At 50.4% G+C, this 17,578-nt stretch carries 11 protein-coding genes and 1 riboswitch; of the genes, 6 read left to right on the forward strand and 5 right to left on the reverse strand.

The features are described from left to right. Window positions 1–8 precede the first annotated feature (8 nt). On the reverse strand, window positions 9–836 hold the full coding sequence (gene speE / locus EKN16_RS22370) for a polyamine aminopropyltransferase (RefSeq protein ID WP_125662407.1): 828 nt from the start codon (window positions 834–836) through the stop codon (window positions 9–11). A gap of 210 nt (window positions 837–1,046) precedes the next feature. On the opposite strand from speE, the gene EKN16_RS22375 reads away from it, so the two are divergent. Beyond that, the gene (locus EKN16_RS22375) at window positions 1,047–3,149 is read left to right on the forward strand and encodes a transglycosylase domain-containing protein (protein ID WP_125662410.1); all 2,103 of its coding nucleotides are present in this window, start codon (window positions 1,047–1,049) and stop codon (window positions 3,147–3,149) included. Window positions 3,150–3,238: 89 nt separating this feature from the next. On the opposite strand, the gene EKN16_RS22380 is transcribed toward EKN16_RS22375, so the two are convergent. Continuing rightward, entirely contained in the window at window positions 3,239–5,017 is a 1,779-nt protein-coding gene (locus EKN16_RS22380; RefSeq protein ID WP_125662413.1) for an ABC transporter ATP-binding protein, read from the reverse strand. Continuing rightward, complete coding sequence (locus EKN16_RS22385; RefSeq protein WP_125662416.1) at window positions 5,014–6,780, reverse strand: ABC transporter ATP-binding protein; 1,767 nt, start codon at window positions 6,778–6,780, stop codon at window positions 5,014–5,016. Before EKN16_RS22385 ends, EKN16_RS22380 begins: the two co-directional genes overlap by 4 nt. Window positions 6,781–6,949: 169 nt before the next feature. Between EKN16_RS22385 and EKN16_RS33190 the strand changes: the two genes are divergently transcribed. Then, window positions 6,950–7,132, forward strand: a complete 183-nt coding sequence (locus tag EKN16_RS33190; RefSeq protein WP_125662419.1) for a DUF2524 domain-containing protein — start codon at window positions 6,950–6,952, stop codon at window positions 7,130–7,132. A 212-nt stretch (window positions 7,133–7,344) separates the two neighbouring features. Here the strand turns inward: EKN16_RS33190 and EKN16_RS22395 are convergent, their stop codons facing one another. Beyond that, window positions 7,345–7,896, reverse strand: coding sequence for a YwhD family protein (locus tag EKN16_RS22395; RefSeq protein WP_125662422.1), 552 nt, complete (start codon window positions 7,894–7,896; stop codon window positions 7,345–7,347). A 144-nt stretch (window positions 7,897–8,040) separates the two neighbouring features. On the opposite strand from EKN16_RS22395, the gene EKN16_RS22400 reads away from it, so the two are divergent. From EKN16_RS22400 to EKN16_RS22410, 3 genes are all read left to right on the forward strand, one after another. Further along, a complete protein-coding gene (locus tag EKN16_RS22400; protein ID WP_125662425.1) occupies window positions 8,041–10,044 on the forward strand; it encodes a M1 family metallopeptidase in 2,004 nt (667 codons plus the stop codon). Between the two features lie 225 nt (window positions 10,045–10,269). After that, window positions 10,270–11,085 (forward strand): hypothetical protein, encoded by an 816-nt coding sequence (locus EKN16_RS22405; protein WP_125662428.1) that lies wholly within the window; start codon window positions 10,270–10,272, stop codon window positions 11,083–11,085. A gap of 331 nt (window positions 11,086–11,416) precedes the next feature. Next, window positions 11,417–11,570, forward strand: a riboswitch (cyclic di-AMP (ydaO/yuaA leader). Between the two features lie 4 nt (window positions 11,571–11,574). Beyond that, the gene (locus EKN16_RS22410) at window positions 11,575–12,075 is read left to right on the forward strand and encodes a C40 family peptidase (protein ID WP_232015935.1); all 501 of its coding nucleotides are present in this window, start codon (window positions 11,575–11,577) and stop codon (window positions 12,073–12,075) included. Here EKN16_RS22410 and EKN16_RS22415 read toward each other — a convergent pair. Next, window positions 12,072–12,596, reverse strand: a complete 525-nt coding sequence (locus EKN16_RS22415; protein ID WP_125662431.1) for a hypothetical protein — start codon at window positions 12,594–12,596, stop codon at window positions 12,072–12,074. The genes EKN16_RS22410 and EKN16_RS22415 overlap by 4 nt on opposite strands. Window positions 12,597–12,783: 187 nt before the next feature. On the opposite strand from EKN16_RS22415, the gene EKN16_RS22420 reads away from it, so the two are divergent. Further along, entirely contained in the window at window positions 12,784–17,415 is a 4,632-nt protein-coding gene (locus EKN16_RS22420) for a DEAD/DEAH box helicase (protein ID WP_125662435.1), read from the forward strand. The last annotated feature ends 163 nt before the right edge of the window (window positions 17,416–17,578 follow it).

Genomic DNA, 17,578 nt, shown 5'->3' on the forward strand with positions numbered 1-17,578 from the left:
CGGTTCTCTTATTTCACAAGATCTTCTACGAATTTAGGAAGAACGAATGCCGCTTTGTGAAGACGCGGGGAGTAATATTTGGTATCCAGCTCAGGAATCGAAGACTCGTCCACTAGAAGCGGATCATGCTTCTTGCTGCCCATTGTGAATGTCCATAGACCACTTGGGTAGGTAGGCACGTTCGCCCAGTAGACGCGTACAATCGGGAATACTTCCTTCACGTCGCGGTTAACGCTGGCAATAAGCTCGGAGTTGAACCAAGGGTTGTCCGTTTGAGCAACGAAGATGCCATCTTCCTTCAAAGCATCATAGATGCCTTGGTAGAAACCGCGTGTGAACAGGTTCACCGCTGGGCCAACTGGCTCTGTGGAATCAACCATAACAACGTCGTATTCGTTCTTGTGATCATGGATGTGCATGAAGCCATCATTCACGATAACTTCCACGCGCGGATCATCAAGACCGCCTGCAATGTTCGGCAGATACTTCTTGGAGTATTCAATAACTTTGCCGTCGATGTCGACAAGAACGGCTTTCTTCACTTGCGGGTGCTTCAGAATTTCGCGAATAACGCCGCCGTCACCGCCGCCAACAACCAGCACATGCTCTGGGTTCGGATGTGTATAAAGCGCAGGGTGCGCTACCATTTCATGATAGACGAACTCGTCTTTATCGGTTGTCATAACCATGCCATCAAGCACGAGCATCGTACCGAATTCTTCCGTTTCAATCATATCGAGCTTTTGAAATTCTGTTTGCTCGCTCACGTATGTTTCTTTGATCTTTGCCGTGATGCCGTAGCTGTCCGTTTGTTTCTCGGTGTACCACAATTCCATGGTTCATATCCCTGCTTTCGTTTATGTATAGTTGCTATTGATCATTAGGTCAGTGGTTCAATCTGTATTATAAGTTAACGGGGGGAAAATGCAACCTTTTGCAGGATCTACACGAAAAATTCACACGCCGCTTCTTAACCTTGAATAGGTTCGCCCACTATTTTCCATACTAGAGGAATAACAAGGCTGCAGGGTAAGGGGACTTCCAACATGAGAATACCTAAATGGCGGCAGAACGGCGCTAAACGCCGGCTGCCTTTTCGCGTAAGTGCTGAACTATGGATGCCTAAGCTCCGGCTGCTTAAACGACTGCTCATTTATACCGGGTCTGCCATGGCGATTATGTTCTTGACGATGTTCGGCTTTCTATTCTACCTGCGGATGCAGGCACTGCCTGTGTCTTCCATAAGTCAATCCTCACAAATGCTCGATTTGCAGGGCAATGTCATCGATTCATTTCACGCTGGTGAGAACCGTCAATCCGTTCCGCTTAAGGACATCTCGCCTTATTTAGTTGAAGCGACGCTGGCGATTGAGGATCAACGTTTCTATGATCATCTCGGCTTTGATATAAAGGGAATGGCGCGTGCTGTTATCGTCAACCTCGAGCATCTCTCCACCAAGCAAGGCGCGAGTACATTAACGCAGCAGCTTGCTCGCAATCTGTACTTGACGCATGAGCGGACATGGTCACGCAAGCTGAAAGAGGCCATGTATACCCTTCAGCTCGAAATGCATTACTCCAAGGATGAGATTCTATCCCTGTATCTGAATCAAATCTATTACGGTCACGGAGCCTACGGTGCAGAAGCAGCAGCCGAGCAATATTATGGCAAGCATGCCTCGCAGCTAACGCTCGCAGAGAGTGCGATGCTCGCAGGTATTCCGAAGGGGCCCAAATATTATTCACCCTATATGGATATGAAGAATGCGAAGGATCGGCAGAAGACGATTCTCTCTACGATGGCGGATCAAGGCATCATCCAGCGTAGAGATGCCGATGCAGCAGCGTTGGAATTACTGAAGTTCCAGCCGCTCGGTTCAAGTAAACAGGATGGTATTGCTCCATTCTTTCGTGATTATGTGCATAATATGGCTGTTGAAAAGCTCGGTATTGATGAACGGCTGCTGAGCGAGGGCGGCATTCGCATCTATACGACGCTCGATCCAAACACCCAACGAGCAGCCGAGCAAGCGGTTAACGAAGGTTTCCCTGGAGGATCAGAGCAGCAGGCCGCTCTCGTATCCATCGACCCTCGCACGGGATATATTAAAGCGATGGTAGGCGGACGGGATTACAAATCTAATCAGTTCAATCGCGTATTCGCACAGACTCGCCAACCCGGTTCTTCCTTCAAGCCAATCGTCTATATGACCGCGCTGCAGGGAGGAATTATGACACCTGTCTCCAAGTTCAAGAGCGAGCCGACAACCTTCACCTATGATGAAGGCCGACAAACTTACGCTCCAAATAACTACAATGACAAATACGTCAATGATTTCATTGATATGCGGCAAGCTATTGCAAGCTCCGATAATATCTATGCCGTGAACACGATTATGAAAGTCGGCCCCGATAAGGTCATTGAAATGGCGCGTAAGCTCGGGATTGAGAGTCCGATGAAGCCGCTCCCGTCGCTCGCGCTGGGAACCTTCCCTGTCAGCCCCTTCGAGATGGCATCGGCCTTCGGCACCTTTGCAAATGGCGGCAAGCATGTGGAGCCAACCGCTATATTACGTATCGAGGATAGTAAAGGGGCCATCCTTTATCAAGCACAGCCTGTCACAACGCAGGTTGTCGATCCGGCCTACGCTTATGTGCTTACCAGTCTTATGGAAAGCGTATTTGAAACTGGCGGTACAGGAAGTCGTGTATCAGCAATGATCAACCGACCAGTCGCAGGTAAAACAGGCACGACCGCAGCTGATGCTTGGCTCGTTGGCTACACACCTGAGCTGACGACAGCCGTTTGGGTCGGCTACGACAAAGGTCGCAAGCTAACCCAAGCCGAGGCGCACCGTGCTGCGCCGATCTTCGCTTCTTATATCGAGAAGGCTCTATCGGCCGTTCCGCCGAAGATTTTCCAAATTCCAGATGGTGTCGTCTCGGTGTATATTGATCCGAAGAGCGGCAAGCTTGCCGCTTCCACTTGTCCATCTAAGCGGCTTGAGTCGTTCGTTAGCGGTTCACAGCCAACTGAAGTCTGCGGTGAGCATAAAGACGCGCCGGCCGCAGCGGATGGAACTGGCGATGCGCAGAAGGAGCAATCCAGCACGTGGTGGAATCAGCTTCGACGGTGGTGGAGGAATTAATCAGCATTAGAGCATTAGGCTGCAACTTTAAAGAGGCCTTTCGCATGAACGGGGTTAACCGAGCGGGCGAAGGCCTCTTTGCTGAAGCGTTAGGAGCGTTCATCTCCATACCACAGCTCTTGAAATGTTGTGCTTGTCGACAGCAGCTGGTCGACGGTTCCTTCCGTCTCCACCCGACCATCCTTCATCACAATGATATGATCCGCATGAGCGAGCGCCGTTCTACGATGAGAAACAACGAGGCAGGTCGCTTCACCGCGCTCATGGAACAGCCGCTCCCATAGCTTTTGCTCCGTCTCCACATCCAGTGCGCTCGATAAATCATCGAATACGTAGAGCTCCGCATCACGAACGAGCATGCGGGCGGCTGCCGTCCGCTGTGCTTGCCCACCTGAGAGCTTCACACCACGCGGGCCGATTACCGTCTCCAGCCCATTGGACAAATGATCAACATCATATTCCATCACGGCGGCATGCAGCGCTTGCCTTAATCCCCCTGCGTCAGAAGGATGTCCAAGCAAAATATTATTGCGCAGCGTATCGCTGTACAAACGCGGAACCTGCGCCGTATAGGCGCTTTTCCCAGGCACAAAGAACGTACTTGGATCATCGACCAGTTGGCCATTCCAAGTTATCGCACCTTCATCCTTGGGGAGAAGACCCAGCAGCGTTCGGACTAATGTTGTCTTACCTGAGCCAACCGTTCCCGTCACGACGGTGAACGAGCCCCTCTTCAGGCTAAGCCGTACATCCTCAATACCTCTACCCGTATCCGGAAACCGATAGGACAGTCCAGTTACATCCAATTGCTGCAAAGGCTCGGTAGCGGCATTCCTCTGTGCTTCTTTGGCTTCTTCCTCTGCCGAGCGGTTGTTTTTCCCTAATTGAATGGAGTTCTTAAGAGTCAGCATCCCAGCGGGCGCACCTTGCAGCATCGTAGTCAAGCGACTAAGCGCAACGCTCATTTGCTTGAAATAAGTGAGAAATTTACCGAAGTTCGTAATAAACTGCGTGACAAAGGTGAGGTAGTAGACGAATAGGGCAAAATCGCCGACAGAGAAAGCGCCTGCTCGCATCTTCTGACCTGCAAGCAGCAGAATCAGACCAGTTCCGATATTAACCGAATTGGAGAAGACGGAGTCCAGCATCTCGCCCATTAGTCGATCTTTAATCATCGTCTTGCGGCGGTCCTCATTGAAATGCTTGAACCGCTCGATTACTCTCTCCTCAGCTCCCGCCACTTGAATCGCCTGCACATTGCTGAACATCTCACTGATTGCGCCCGTTACACGGGATGTTGATTCCCGACTGGCCGCCCGATACTTCTGAAGCTTGGATGTCGCCAGTTGGGCTGCAGTCACCACCACCACGAGCGGCAGAAATACAAGCAAGGTCATCTGCACATCGATTTTGATCAAAATATAGCTGGATACAGCAGCAAAGCAGGTCATGCCGAAAGCATCGACCGACCAGCTCGCAGCCTCCTCCGTCTGATCCACATCATCGCGAAAGTAACTGATCGCCTCACCTGGCGAGCAAGGAATTGCCCTTGCCCCAGGCTGCTTCAATATATGTCTCAGCAGGTTGCGTCTGAGCATCATCCCAATGCGGAATCGAAACTGAATATCGGTCACAAATCCGATATAGATCAAAGCTATTCGAGCTAACGCCGCTCCGATCAGTAGGGCAATAATCCCCCAAACGCCATTATGAAGAGCAGAGTCACCCGACAGCGCATCAAAGAATTGCTTCGTAATTAAACCTGGCGCAATGGGCGCTAGGTAAATAAGCGTCCACATGATCGCATTTAACCAATAGCGAAATGGACGATACATCGTCACCTGCCATAGAAACTGAAAAGTCGTCATGCCAGCACCTCCTCTAGCCCGGTTGCCAGCATACGGCTGAACCGGGATTCCGGGTCCGCCGTTAATTGTGTCCGTTTCCCGGATTCAACGACAAGCCCATTCTCCAATATCAAAATATAATCCGCACGCTGAACCGTTGCAAGGCGATGGGCAATAATAATGCAGGACCGATTGGTAAGCAGCTTCTCAATTGCTTTCTCGATTCGCTGCTCGGTCAGCGGATCAAGCCTGGAGGAGGCTTCATCCATAATGACAAGTCCTGGATTCGTTAAGAATACACGGGCAAAAGCAAGCAGCTGCGCCTCACCCGCAGACAAGCTGCTTCCTCCGGAAGCCAGCTTCGTATTCAGCCCATCAGGCAAGGAATTCAACCATTTCTCAAGTCCGAGCTCCCCCATCACCTCAATAATGCGAGCATCCGGTATAGAATCATCGTAGAAGGTCAGGTTATCCTTAACCGTACCCTCCATAATCTCAATACTTTGAGTAACCATCGCAACACGTTTTCTCAGCTGCTGGAGCGTTAAGTCACGAATGTCGGTGTTCCCAAGTGCAATCGCCCCGCTTTGCGGGTCATAGAAGCGAAGGAGCAGGCGAGCAAGCGTCGTCTTCCCGCTCCCCGTCCGCCCAAGCAGACCAAGCACCGCGCCTGGCTCCAGCTTGAACTTCAGCCCGTCAATTGTGGGTTGACCTTCTTGACCATCCTCATAGTGGAAGACGACATCTTGAAAATCAACACCAAGCGGTCCATCCGGAAGCAAAGCCCCAGGTCCATCGACAACAGCCGAGCGAATCTCGAAGAGCTCGCGGATACGAGAAATACTCGTATCTGCCTTTTGCAAATCTTCAATTTGTGTACGAATCTTCTCAATAGGCTTGGCTAGCAGTTCTGTATAAAAGAAAATAAGATACACCGTTCCGATTGAAATTCCGCTCGTCTTCCATAAATAAGCACTAATCGCAAATGCCATCGCATTGCCAAGTGCGAACACAAGAATGGTCGTACTCCACATCGAAGCAAAACCAAAAAAAGCTTTCATCCGAAGCGGAAGCATCCGGCGCAGCAGTACATAGAAGCGGCTCATGACATAATTCACGGCACCATTGGCGCGAATATCCTCAGTTCCTTCCACCTGTTCACCGATAAATCCGTAAAACTCCGCGTTCACCTGACGCCACTGTCCCCATAAAGGCGCCACGATTTTACGAATCTGCTGAATAACAAATACCGCAAAGAAAAGGAACACCATCATTCCCACGCCAATCAGCCAATTTTCCCGAAACAGCAGCACAATGATCCCGATCATCAGCAGTAGATTGCCGAATAAATGGATGATCATGCTCGAGAAGAAATTAGCAAGCGCATTCACGTCACCATCAACACGCTCTATAATGGCACCAGATGTGTGGGATTTATGAAAAGACATGTCCAGCGACAAGCAGTGTGCTGCCAAATCACCGCGCAGCGTATTAGTCGTCTTCCAGCCGATATTCTCGCTCAGATACGTGGCTACGACGGACACAACCTGCTGAATAAGCGAGAAGCCCATAAATAATCCCGCGGCGATATATAAAGGTGTCATATCGCCTTGCTTACCTGCCGTATCTATGAAATAGCGGATAATTTGTGGATTAATAAGCTGCATCCCAATGGAGACTAACAGCAATACCGTTAAGCCAATTAAAATCTTGCGCTGGGGAAGCAAATATTTGCCCAGCAATTCAAAATAATGTTTACGGGTGTTTTTTCTCTCCTGCTTCATTACCTGGTAATTCCTCCCATGTTTAGAACAAATGTTCTGGTTAGATGAATATACCATACGGCGCTTTATTCGAATAGTAGAACAAAGTAAATAGTTACGATTTGTCAGGAATAAGCTTCGCCAAATTCTCCATAATAGTGAAGTACACCTAACGAATGGAGGATACACCATGATCCATAATCTCGAAAGCAATTACAATTGCGCTAATGCCGGGGAAGATCTCCACCAGCTTAAAAATGAACTCGCTTCGCTTCGCAGTTCGGGCATCGAGGACGAGGAATCGCAGCAAACGATTAACCGTCTCGAGAACCAAATCTCTTTCATTCTGAATAAATGCGATATCAATCATTAACATGTATTCGAATGCATGCCAAAAAAACACCCTCATTACCCGGGTTTCCCGTGAATGGGGGTGTTTTGCCTCTGCTGCGTCTTGCTAGCAGACTTGCTTGCATAGTCGGAGGATTCGTGAATCTGATTGCAGCTAGTTTATTGCATACAAGAAACTCCAGAGAGACAGCTGCCTGTCTTTCTGGAGTTTCTGTTTATACCCATTTTATAGGATTATTTCAACGCTTCCTTCAGAACATCTGGAGAGCGATCCCACCATTCAGCGTTATGAACAACAAGCAGGCTCTTAAGCGCCGCTTTCTCTTCTGCGCTAAGCTCATCCAGCACATATCTACGTTTAATCGCGTAGTCGAGATTATTCACGTGCTGAGCAAGGATCTTCCAGCCCCGGCGCGCTTCGGTATCCACCAGCATCGGGCAAGCTGTTGCCCCCGCATAAAATGAACCTTCCTCGTTACGATCAACCGCCACCCAAACGATCCAGCAAAGCCTACCATTGGGAACATCCTCTTTATTCGTAGAGAATTTAATGCCCTTCTCCACCTTGCTCTTCGCATGCATCGCGCCTACATCTATATAAGCTTCGCCATTATCAATGATAACGCAGGATACCGCACTAAGATCAATAGTCCCTGCTCCGAAGCCTTTATGCTCCTTATTGCTGACCACATTGAGTGAAATCGACTTCTTCTCTTTCTTCACCGGGACTTCCGCCGCTTGATCCTGGCTTTGATTCTGCCCTTGTCCTTGATCCTGATCTGTCATCTTGTTCACTCCTAACTTCCTGTTTACTAGTGTAAATACGCATCTTTTCCGCCTGTCCACAACTTAATTCCATTTTAGCTAATAATCCGTGAATTGCAAACATATACATGCTTTAGATGCTTGTCAATGGGAGGTAATTGTTCCATGAAGTCACGTCAAACCAAACATTTACTGCTCTTTGCGCTTATCGCCGTGCTGCTTGGCGTGACGGCCCAGCTTGGGTTCGGGGATGCCTGGGTTTCGCAATATACATTCGCCTCCGCCCCCTCCGTCAAACCAGATACGTCGCCGAAGCCAGCAGCACCGCAAGGAACACAAGAGCCCGATTCCGTCATGCAGCCTAAGCCCGTAGAGCTCAGCAATCGCATCGCCGAGTACCACATCGATGTTCAGCTTCAAGAGGACACACATATGCTGCTGGGCGTTCAGACTATCACTTGGACAAACCCTGGTAAACAACAGGTGTCCGAGCTGTATTTTCACCTCTACCCCAATGCCTTTCAATCCATGAACTCCACGTTCATGCGTGAATCAGGCGGACAACTCAGGAACGACAAGGCGACTGAAGCCAGCATCGGCTATATGCGTATCCTGTCGCTGGAGACTACCGAAGGCGCCAGCTTGCTGCCAAGACTTCACTATGTACAGCCTGATGATGGGAATACGAATGATCTCACATTGGCCAAGCTCCGTCTACCTTACTCAGTCGCTCCTGGTACCAGCACGACGCTTAAGATGAAGTTCGAGGTAAAGCTGCCTGAGGTATTCGCACGCATGGGTTATTCCGGCAACTTTGTAATGGCTGGTCAATGGTTTCCCAAGCTCTGTGTATATGAGCAGGTCGGGACGCGTGGCAGAACAACGGAAGGCTGGAATGTTCATCAATATCATGGAAACTCCGAATTCTATAGCGACTTCGGCATTTATAGTGTGAAGATCAACGTTCCCACTTCCTATAAAGTGGCTGCGACTGGCTTCCAAACGAAACCAACAGTCATTGCCAGCGGAAGGAAGACGTATCAATTCTACGCAGATGATGTGCATGATTTTGCCTGGTCCGCTTCACCAGACTTTATCTATGCAGAGGAGCCCTTCTCCTCAGAGGGCGTTCCAGGCGTTCGGATCAAGCTCTATCTCGACCCCCTGCATGCCAAATTTAAAGATCGTTACATGCATGCTGCTAAATCCGCGTTGGCTAAATACGCGCAGTGGTACGGCAGCTATCCGTACTCCACTCTCTCCATTGTCGTCCCGCCAAAAGGCGGAAACGGCGCAGGGGGGATGGAATACCCGACACTTGTTACATCATTCGCTGCCGAGAACGACAAACCCGGGTACGATCTGGAGCGGACGGTCGTCCACGAGATCGGCCATCAATATTGGTACGGCATGGTCGCCTCCAATGAATTTGAAGAAGCCTGGCTGGACGAGGGATTCACCTCTTATTCAGAGGATAAGGTGATGGAAAGTGAATACGGTGTTGAGCCGAATTTACCGGTCGAGGCTAGCTATATGACAGATCCCGCACCACTCAAGCAGCTCTCCTGGAGCTATCACAATAACAATAACTATGCTGAAAATGTGTACATGCGCGCTAAGCTCGTCCTATTCGGTATTGAGAAGCAGGTTGGAGCTCCGACAATGCGTAAGATCATGCGAACTTATTTTCAAAAATATAAATTCAAGCATCCTTCCACTGCGGACTTCCAGCATATCGTGGAAAAGGTCACCAAAACGAAGTGGACCGACTACTTCAGCTCTTTCGTCTATGGCAATCAGATGGCTGACTACTCGGTTGAATCGATTCATCTGCAGCCCGTTAAGCAGAATGGGAGTACCCAGTATGAATCTACCGTACTCATCCGTAAGCAAGGCGGCAGCTTCGGCCCTGTAACGATCGTATTCCAATTCGCGGATGGTACGACTATGCCAAAGGTGTGGGACGGTCAAGAAGCACATATTCAATATAAGATCGTACATGCTTCCCCGCTCGTCTATGCGGTGGTCGATCCAAAGAACGCTAATATGCTCGATAACAAGCACATTAATAACTTCATGAAGGCCGAGCTGCCAGAGAAAACAAGGACACGCTGGAACATCGGAGTCACTAAAGTATTGGAGGGTATTTTCTCGGCTCTGGCTTGGTAGTGGGGTTAGGAATCGCAAAAACTAGCTTATGCTTCCGAAGTGTTTTTGCTCGCTGGGGAGCTTACTGGAAGTATCACAAAAACTAGCTTATGCTTCCGAAGTGGTTTTTGCTCGTTGGGAGCTTATCGGATGTATCGCAAAAACTAGCTTATGCTTCCGAAGTGTTTTTGCTCGCTGGGGAGCTTATCGTTTTACGTATCGCAAAAACTGCAGGAGGTGCAAAAAATGAAAATTCATTTGAAACAGGGCTGGCGGCTGACGATAAAGCATTTTTATATCATCATCTTCTTGTTCCTCTATGAACTTGTCTGGGGCTTCTTCCTGTATCGGTCAATTGATGGAATCATGGTGCCGTTGCTGAAAAGATACCCCGGTGGCTACGGTACAGAGGGTTCCGTCCAGCTCTTCCTGACCGAAGCTCAGTTTCGGCTGCTGAAGACGGATCTCATCCACCCCTATCTATGGCTATTCGCTGGATTGCTTGCCGCACGAATGTTGATTACGCCTTTTCTCAATGCCGGCTTGTTCCACTCCCTTTGTTACACGACCGACAATGAAGGTACACGATTCCTCCATGGTATCCGCGCCGCTTGGAAGCCAATCGCGCTGCTGTATGTCATCGAAATGGTGCTTGCGCTCACTCCTGGAATTTGGCTGCTGCCGCGAGCCCTGCACACCCTGCTTAACAGTGGTAATATGACTGAGCTTCTGCAGATGGCCGGTCCTTGGGCGGGCGCCTGGCTGGCATGGGCCATATTGCTCCACCTCCTTTTTCTTGCGATGCAGTTTGGCTCCGTCTATGGGAACGGCGCACTCCGCTCACTCTGGAGTGGAGTGCGGAACTTCCTTCCTTTTGCCGGAATATCTATTATCATGTGGGGGATTACTGCCCTGCTCAGTATGACGTTCGTATCCGTCTCGATGCTATGGGCCGGGCTTATTGCCCTCATCCTGCAGCAAAGCTACCCTTTCATCAAAACCATTATGAAGGTATGGACGGTCGCCTCCCAATACGATGTGTGGCAGTCCAAACGCACGTAGATATCGAAAACCAGAATCTCTCCGCTTCCGCTTAACTTTACAAATCTACTTCTTTTATTCCTATTCTCCCAATCAAAAAGCCAACTTCTTTCATTAAATGAAAGAGGATGGCTTTTTTGCACGTTTTTTGATGAGAGCCTTCTCATAATCAGACACACTTAGTGAATTCCTGCAACAGGTAAATCCATGAAATTTTATCTTTAGTAAGCCTGATTTCGCGGTCTTCTAAACGAATTGAACGCAAAAAAAGTTTCACTCTAAGAATTCTAATTTGTGAACAAATTGTGAAGTTGGCAGGAGAACTGTGGAAAAAGACGAATTAGTAGCAAGAATAAAAAAAATGCCGAATTCCCGTAAAAAGGAAACGGGGGAACCATCTTGGGTGAATTGATCCCGACGTTCGCTAACACGGACGCCAGAGGTGATCATAGGGAGCCTTCAACCGAACCCCACAGCTAACCTCGCAGGCACCGGAAGGAGTTTCCCGCTTTGAAGAAGATTTCTGCAGTATTGATCGGTCTAGCGATGTTACTTGTTTTCCAAGCTGGTAGCGTTTTCGCAGAATCCAAATTGGATGGCGTCGTTAATGATTTGATCGGAGCACCTTATGTAACAGCCGGCACGACCACAAAAGGATTTGATTGCTCTGGATTTACGATGTACGTGTTTAATAAACTCGGCGTCAGTATCCCGCACGCTTCCCGGTCGCAAGCAGGTCTAGGCAAGAAAGTCGCAAAGAGCGATTTGATTGCTGGTGATCTCGTATTTTTTAATACGAACGGCAAAGGTATTTCGCATGTAGGCATTTATGTTGGAGATGGCAAGTTTGCACATTCTTCTTCCAGCAAAGGCGTAACCATTAGTGCCCTCAGTGACTCCTACTACGTTAAACGCTATGTGACTGGGCGCCGCGTTATGAGCCAAGATACGTTTGAGAAATATGCAGATGACCCGTCTGACGAGACAGACGGCGGTAATGAGTCCGACTAAACCTGCTCGACATCGTTAGCGCGATGTACATAGGCCGTAGATGTTTGTCCTCTGGGACAAGTGTCTACGGCTTTTTCATTGGAGCAGGAAGCCTTTACCTTTGGAGGGAGCTCATATCTCGCCCACCAAAATGTCCGCCCGACTCGGACATCAACACTTGTCCCTAGCGCTGCGAACAGCTCATGAAGCTCGAATGCCGTGCCGCAGCCCTCACTGCGGCGGTCCGCAATTACAACCATAGCCCCCGTATGAAGCCGTTCATGCCAAGCTGCCAGAAAGGCAGACCGCTCATCTGGCGAAAGCTCTCCAAGGCAAAAGCAGGCAAGCCCCGCTTCGAATGAGCCAGAGGCATGGTCAAGCTCGGATGAGCGCACCATTTTGACTGCAGGCGTGGCAATTCGTGGTGTTCGTGGCCCTGAGACGCGAAGAACTTTCCTTCCTGCGAGCGTGTCGGTCACCTCGAACTCAACCCGCTTCCACTCGCTCCATCTCTTATCCAGGCTCTCCCGCCATCTCACCATAGCCCTACCTCCCGATGTATGCCCCAATGCTGCTTCGTTCTATACCTATGCCTCTCCACTCGCAAACTTTCCAGTAACAGGTATAATAAAACCATAAGTAGTTAACCATTTTTCTTAACTATGGACTTATTCAGCTTATCCCATTAATCTGACGCCTCATCTTACCTACAAAGGAGCTGTTGCTTGAATGTCTCAGCTTTCTCAGGCGTTAGCCGCCTTTCACCCGACACTTGCCGGCTGGTTCATACAGGCCTTTGGCGAGCCAACACCCGTCCAGGTTGAAGCATGGGCTTCGATTATGGACAATCAACATACTCTTATAGCCGCTCCTACGGGTTCCGGCAAGACCCTCGCTGCCCTGCTCCCCTGCTTGGATAAGATAGCTCGTGACAAAATAAAGCTCAAACAGTCATCCAATCTAAAAGCGACTCCCGGTGTCCGTGTGCTGTATGTCACGCCTCTGAAGGCACTGAACAATGATATTCAGCATCATTTGCTCGGATTTATCGACGCGATTGAGCGGCACTCCGCCAGCGAGCAATCCAAGCCTAGCGATGATGAATGGCCAGGCATTCGTTCTGCCGTAAGAACAGGGGATACCCCTTCCCATGAACGCGCGAGAATGATTAAGCGGCCGCCTGACGTGCTCGTCACAACACCAGAATCCCTATACCTTCTCCTTACCTCTGACAAGGGTCGAAGCATGCTGCATACGGTGGAGACAGTCATCATCGATGAGATTCATAGTCTAGCAGGGGATAAAAGAGGCGCCCATCTATCGCTCACACTAGAGCGACTATCCGCTCTTGCACGAAAGCCCGTTCAGCGTATCGGTGTATCTGCGACGCAAAAACCGCTCGAACGCGTCGCCTTATTCTTAGGTGGCTGGGAAAAGGATTCCTCATGCAGCAGCGGGCCAACTCCAATTACTCCAATTGATCAACAATATTCATCCGCTTCTGCCGAGGAAGCTTTATCTTCATCCATAAACTCTAATGTAACGCGATCCACTGCTTCACAGCCGCTTAACTCCGTGTCGCATCCGTTGGACTATATCCCGCGCCCGGTCCAGATCGTGGAGAGCGCAATGGTCAAGACGATACAAGTACGCGTCACCATGCCTGATCTTAGCCGACCAGCAATGACGCGCGATGGCGTCTGGGTGCCGATCATCGAGCGTCTCATGCAGCTCATGGACGGCTCACGTTCGGCACTTCTGTTCGTGAACAGCCGCCGTCTATGTGAGCGGCTTGTGCTGCGCCTAAATGAACATGCGGGCGGTGAAATGGCGCGCGCCCATCATGGCAGCTTATCGCGCGACCGCCGGCTTGAGGTCGAGCGGATGCTCAAGGCCGGCGACCTGCGCTGCTTGGTCGCCACTTCATCCCTTGAGCTTGGCATCGATGTTGGTCACATCGATGTAGTCATTCAAGTCGATTCGCCGAAGGCTGCTGCCGCAGGGATCCAACGTATCGGTCGCGCCGGTCACGCCGTGGGCGATGTCAGTCGCGGCTACATCGTCGCTAGGACACGCGGCGATCTGCCGGAATCTGCGGTATTATGCCGCAGTATCGCGCATCGCGATATTGAAGAAATTATGCTTTTGCATGAACCGCTCGACGTCCTGTCGCAGCAGGTCACATCCATTGTGGCTGCAGCTGAGGTAACAGTCGACGATCTATATGCGCTGCTTCTACGCAGCGAATGCTATCGTCACTTCCCTCGCGAACGATTGGAGGCGGCGCTGAAAGTACTGGCGGGCTTTTATCCTTTTGCCAAGCCTCTTCTGGAATGGGATCGCAAGAGCGGCCTTCTCTCCAAGCGTGCCAATACCGCCATGGCTGCAATTACAGGTGCTGGTACAATTCCGCAAAGCTCCGCCTATCCCGTTCATCATGCGCAAAGCCGCGTCCATCTAGGAGAGCTTGATGAAGAATATATTCAAGAAAGTCGCGTCGGTGATGTGTTCCAGCTTGGAACAAGCTCGTGGATGATAACCAGTATGGAGAATGACCGGGTATACGTGAATGAAGCCCCGAACCGCTTCAGCGAGATACCCTTCTGGCGTGCAGAGCCTGGCGGTCGCAGCTATGAGCTTGGTCGTAAGCTCGGACAATTCTTCCGTGATCTAGTCGTTAGGCTTCGCCTAGATAATGACGGCAATGATGCCCTTACTGATGACCAAAACAAACATAATGAGCAAAGAGTTGTAGATTGGCTCGACATGGAGTATGGACTAGACCTGCTTGCTGCGAAGGAGCTTATCGAGCTCATTCAAGCCCAACACCTTGCAATCGGGCTGCCCACCGATCAGCAAATCGTCATTGAGCATTACAGCGACCTCATGAATCAAAAGCATATTATCATCCACAATCCATTCGGTCGGCGCATCAATCGGACCTGGCTGCTCGCAATCGAGAGGCAATTTGAACGCGTACTCCCATATAAAATGTACGGTAACGCCAAAGACAATGGTATCGAGCTCGTTCTACCCGAATGGGATGCCTCTTGGCTGCAGACACTGTGGCATCTTACGCCAGAGAGTCTCCACTCGCTGCTTACGGAAGCTATCACGGGCTCACCGCTGCTTGCTGTTGCCTTTCGCCGCATAGCCGAGACCTCGCTGCTGCTCTCCCGCAGCTTCACGAGAACACCCATGTGGCAAAAGCGAATTCGATCGGAGGAGCTTCTTAAGCAGTCCCTGCCTTATGCGGAGAACTTCCCTTATCTGCATGAGGCAATGCGCGAGTGTCTGCATCTTTTCCTCGATGCGAGTGGTCTTAGACAACTGCTTGAAGCAATCGCCGCTGGTGAAGTCGAAATCATTGTGAAGGAGACCAAAACGCCTTCTCCTTTTGCCGTACAGTTCTTAGCCGATTATGCCAATATGCAGCTTTATGAAGGTGATGGGCTAAGCGAGAGTACACAGCTTCAGCTCATGAGTATGAGCAAATCCGCTGCAAGCGAGTTGTTTGGCGAGGATGCCGTGCGGCAGGCCATTGATCCGATCCTTGCACGCAGCGAAGCTGAACGCTTAGAAGTCGGAGACACTCTCCCTGCAACAGCGAATGAGCTGTATGCACTGCTCAAACGGCGAGGGGATCTGAGTGAAGACGAAATGAAGGGTATTGCCGGGGATGATGCGAGCCTGTGGCTCGCTGATTTGCAGCGGCAGGAGAGAGTTGTTCATCTTTCCGAACGATATTCGCAAAGATGGATATGCGCCGATGAACAGGAAATGTATGATACTTTTCCAGCGGAGGACCATGCAGTTGCATTCATTGCAGGCCGGTATGCTGATCATCGTCTATCTTTTACGGAGGAGGAACTGCGCAGTCGATATCCCGCTCTCTCATCGCTTGAAGCCGAGCGCATTATTGAGGGTCTTCTGGCTTGGGACCGAATTGAGCAGGCTCCCTTCGCGGCGAATGAGAAGGAACGCATTTGGACCAGCCGCAATGTCGCAAAGCGACTCATTCGTCTGACAATTGAGCAAGCGCGAAAGCAAGCAGAGCCCATCGAGCCCATTCGTTGGTGCGCCCATATGTCGCTGCTTCAACACACTCTCTCCGGCACGCAGCTCAGTGGCATCGATGGACTCCGTTTGATTATTGGCAAGCTGCAGGGCTTTTACTTACCCGCTTCTCATTGGGAGTCCATCATCTTCCCTGCCAGATTAATAGGCTATCGTAAGGAAGACCTCGATCTGCTTTGCGCTTCGGGCGAGGTCATCTGGCTTGGCCGCAAGGAAGAGAGCGAGAAGGAAGGCAAGATCGCCTTCTTTCTTGCCGATTCGAAGCTTCTCTATGCGCCCTATGTGAACCAGCAAGCAGATGAGAGCACATCCAAGCACCCTGCTTTGCTGGCTCTTTTGCGGGAAGGCGGTGCAAGCTTCTTAACCCGATTAAGCCGTGACTATGGCAAATTGCCCTCTGAGGTGCTTGCTGATCTGCTAGATCTCGTCTGGGAAGGCCGCGTCTCCAATGATCAATTCGCACCGCTGCGCCTGCAGCTGCTCACCAAAGGAAAGCAGCTGGCCAAGACGGGCTCTGGCCTTGGGCGCTGGTATTGGACGGGATCGCTTGAAGACAAGAGCAGCAGCGAGGATGACCGTTCCACTAACGACCGAACCGCAGGAGCGCCATCTTCCATAGCCGCCAGGTCGAACAAAACTGATCTGTCCGAGTCTGCCCTTCACTGGACACAGCATCTACTCGATAGCTATGACATTCTGTCAAAGGATTTGATCTCCCATCTATCACCATTCAGCTGGGATGAGCTGCTGCCCGTCCTCAAACAGCTGGAGCATTGGGGAGTCGTCACGAGAGGGTTATTCATTCGCGACGTTCCGACGCTCCAATTCGCCAGGCGCGAGCAGATTGCTGCCGTACGACAGCCTTTTCCTGGACAAGAGGGCGGAGCGGTAACAATAATTGCCGCGGTCGACCCCGCTAATCCATATGGACTGGCAATCGATTGGCCGTCAGCGCCTGGAGCATCCTTCTCGCGCAAGAGCGGCAATTATCTAGTCCTCTACCAAGGACAATGGCGATTATGGATCGAGAATAAAGGCCGTAAAATCGTGGAGATCGGCCCGGCCATTCCTATTGAAAATGCCGCTACTGCAGACCCCGATGACCAGAAGCGTCTCAAACAAATTTTCAGCACTGTACTCCGTCAACAGCATTTGAGCAAAATCAAAATCGAGCATTGGAACGGGGAACCTGTTGTTGAATCCACCGCAGCCTCTCCACTACTGGCAATAGGTGCTGAGCGAGATAATCGCAGCTTCGTCCTCTGGCCCAGTCAGCTGCAATAATCGGGTAACCATCGTAGACCGGTGATTTACATTGAAGCCGGAATCCGTCAAAGCTACTCGCATGAAATGCTTTTATAAGAAAGAACCTCCACTTCCACTTTGTCAGACATCACATGTGGTTTTGGAGGTTTTTTGTGCATCCTTAGAAACTCTCTATCCACAA

This window comes from Paenibacillus baekrokdamisoli (assembly GCF_003945345.1).
Taxonomy (GTDB): Bacteria; Bacillota; Bacilli; order Paenibacillales; family Paenibacillaceae; genus Paenibacillus_Z; species Paenibacillus_Z baekrokdamisoli.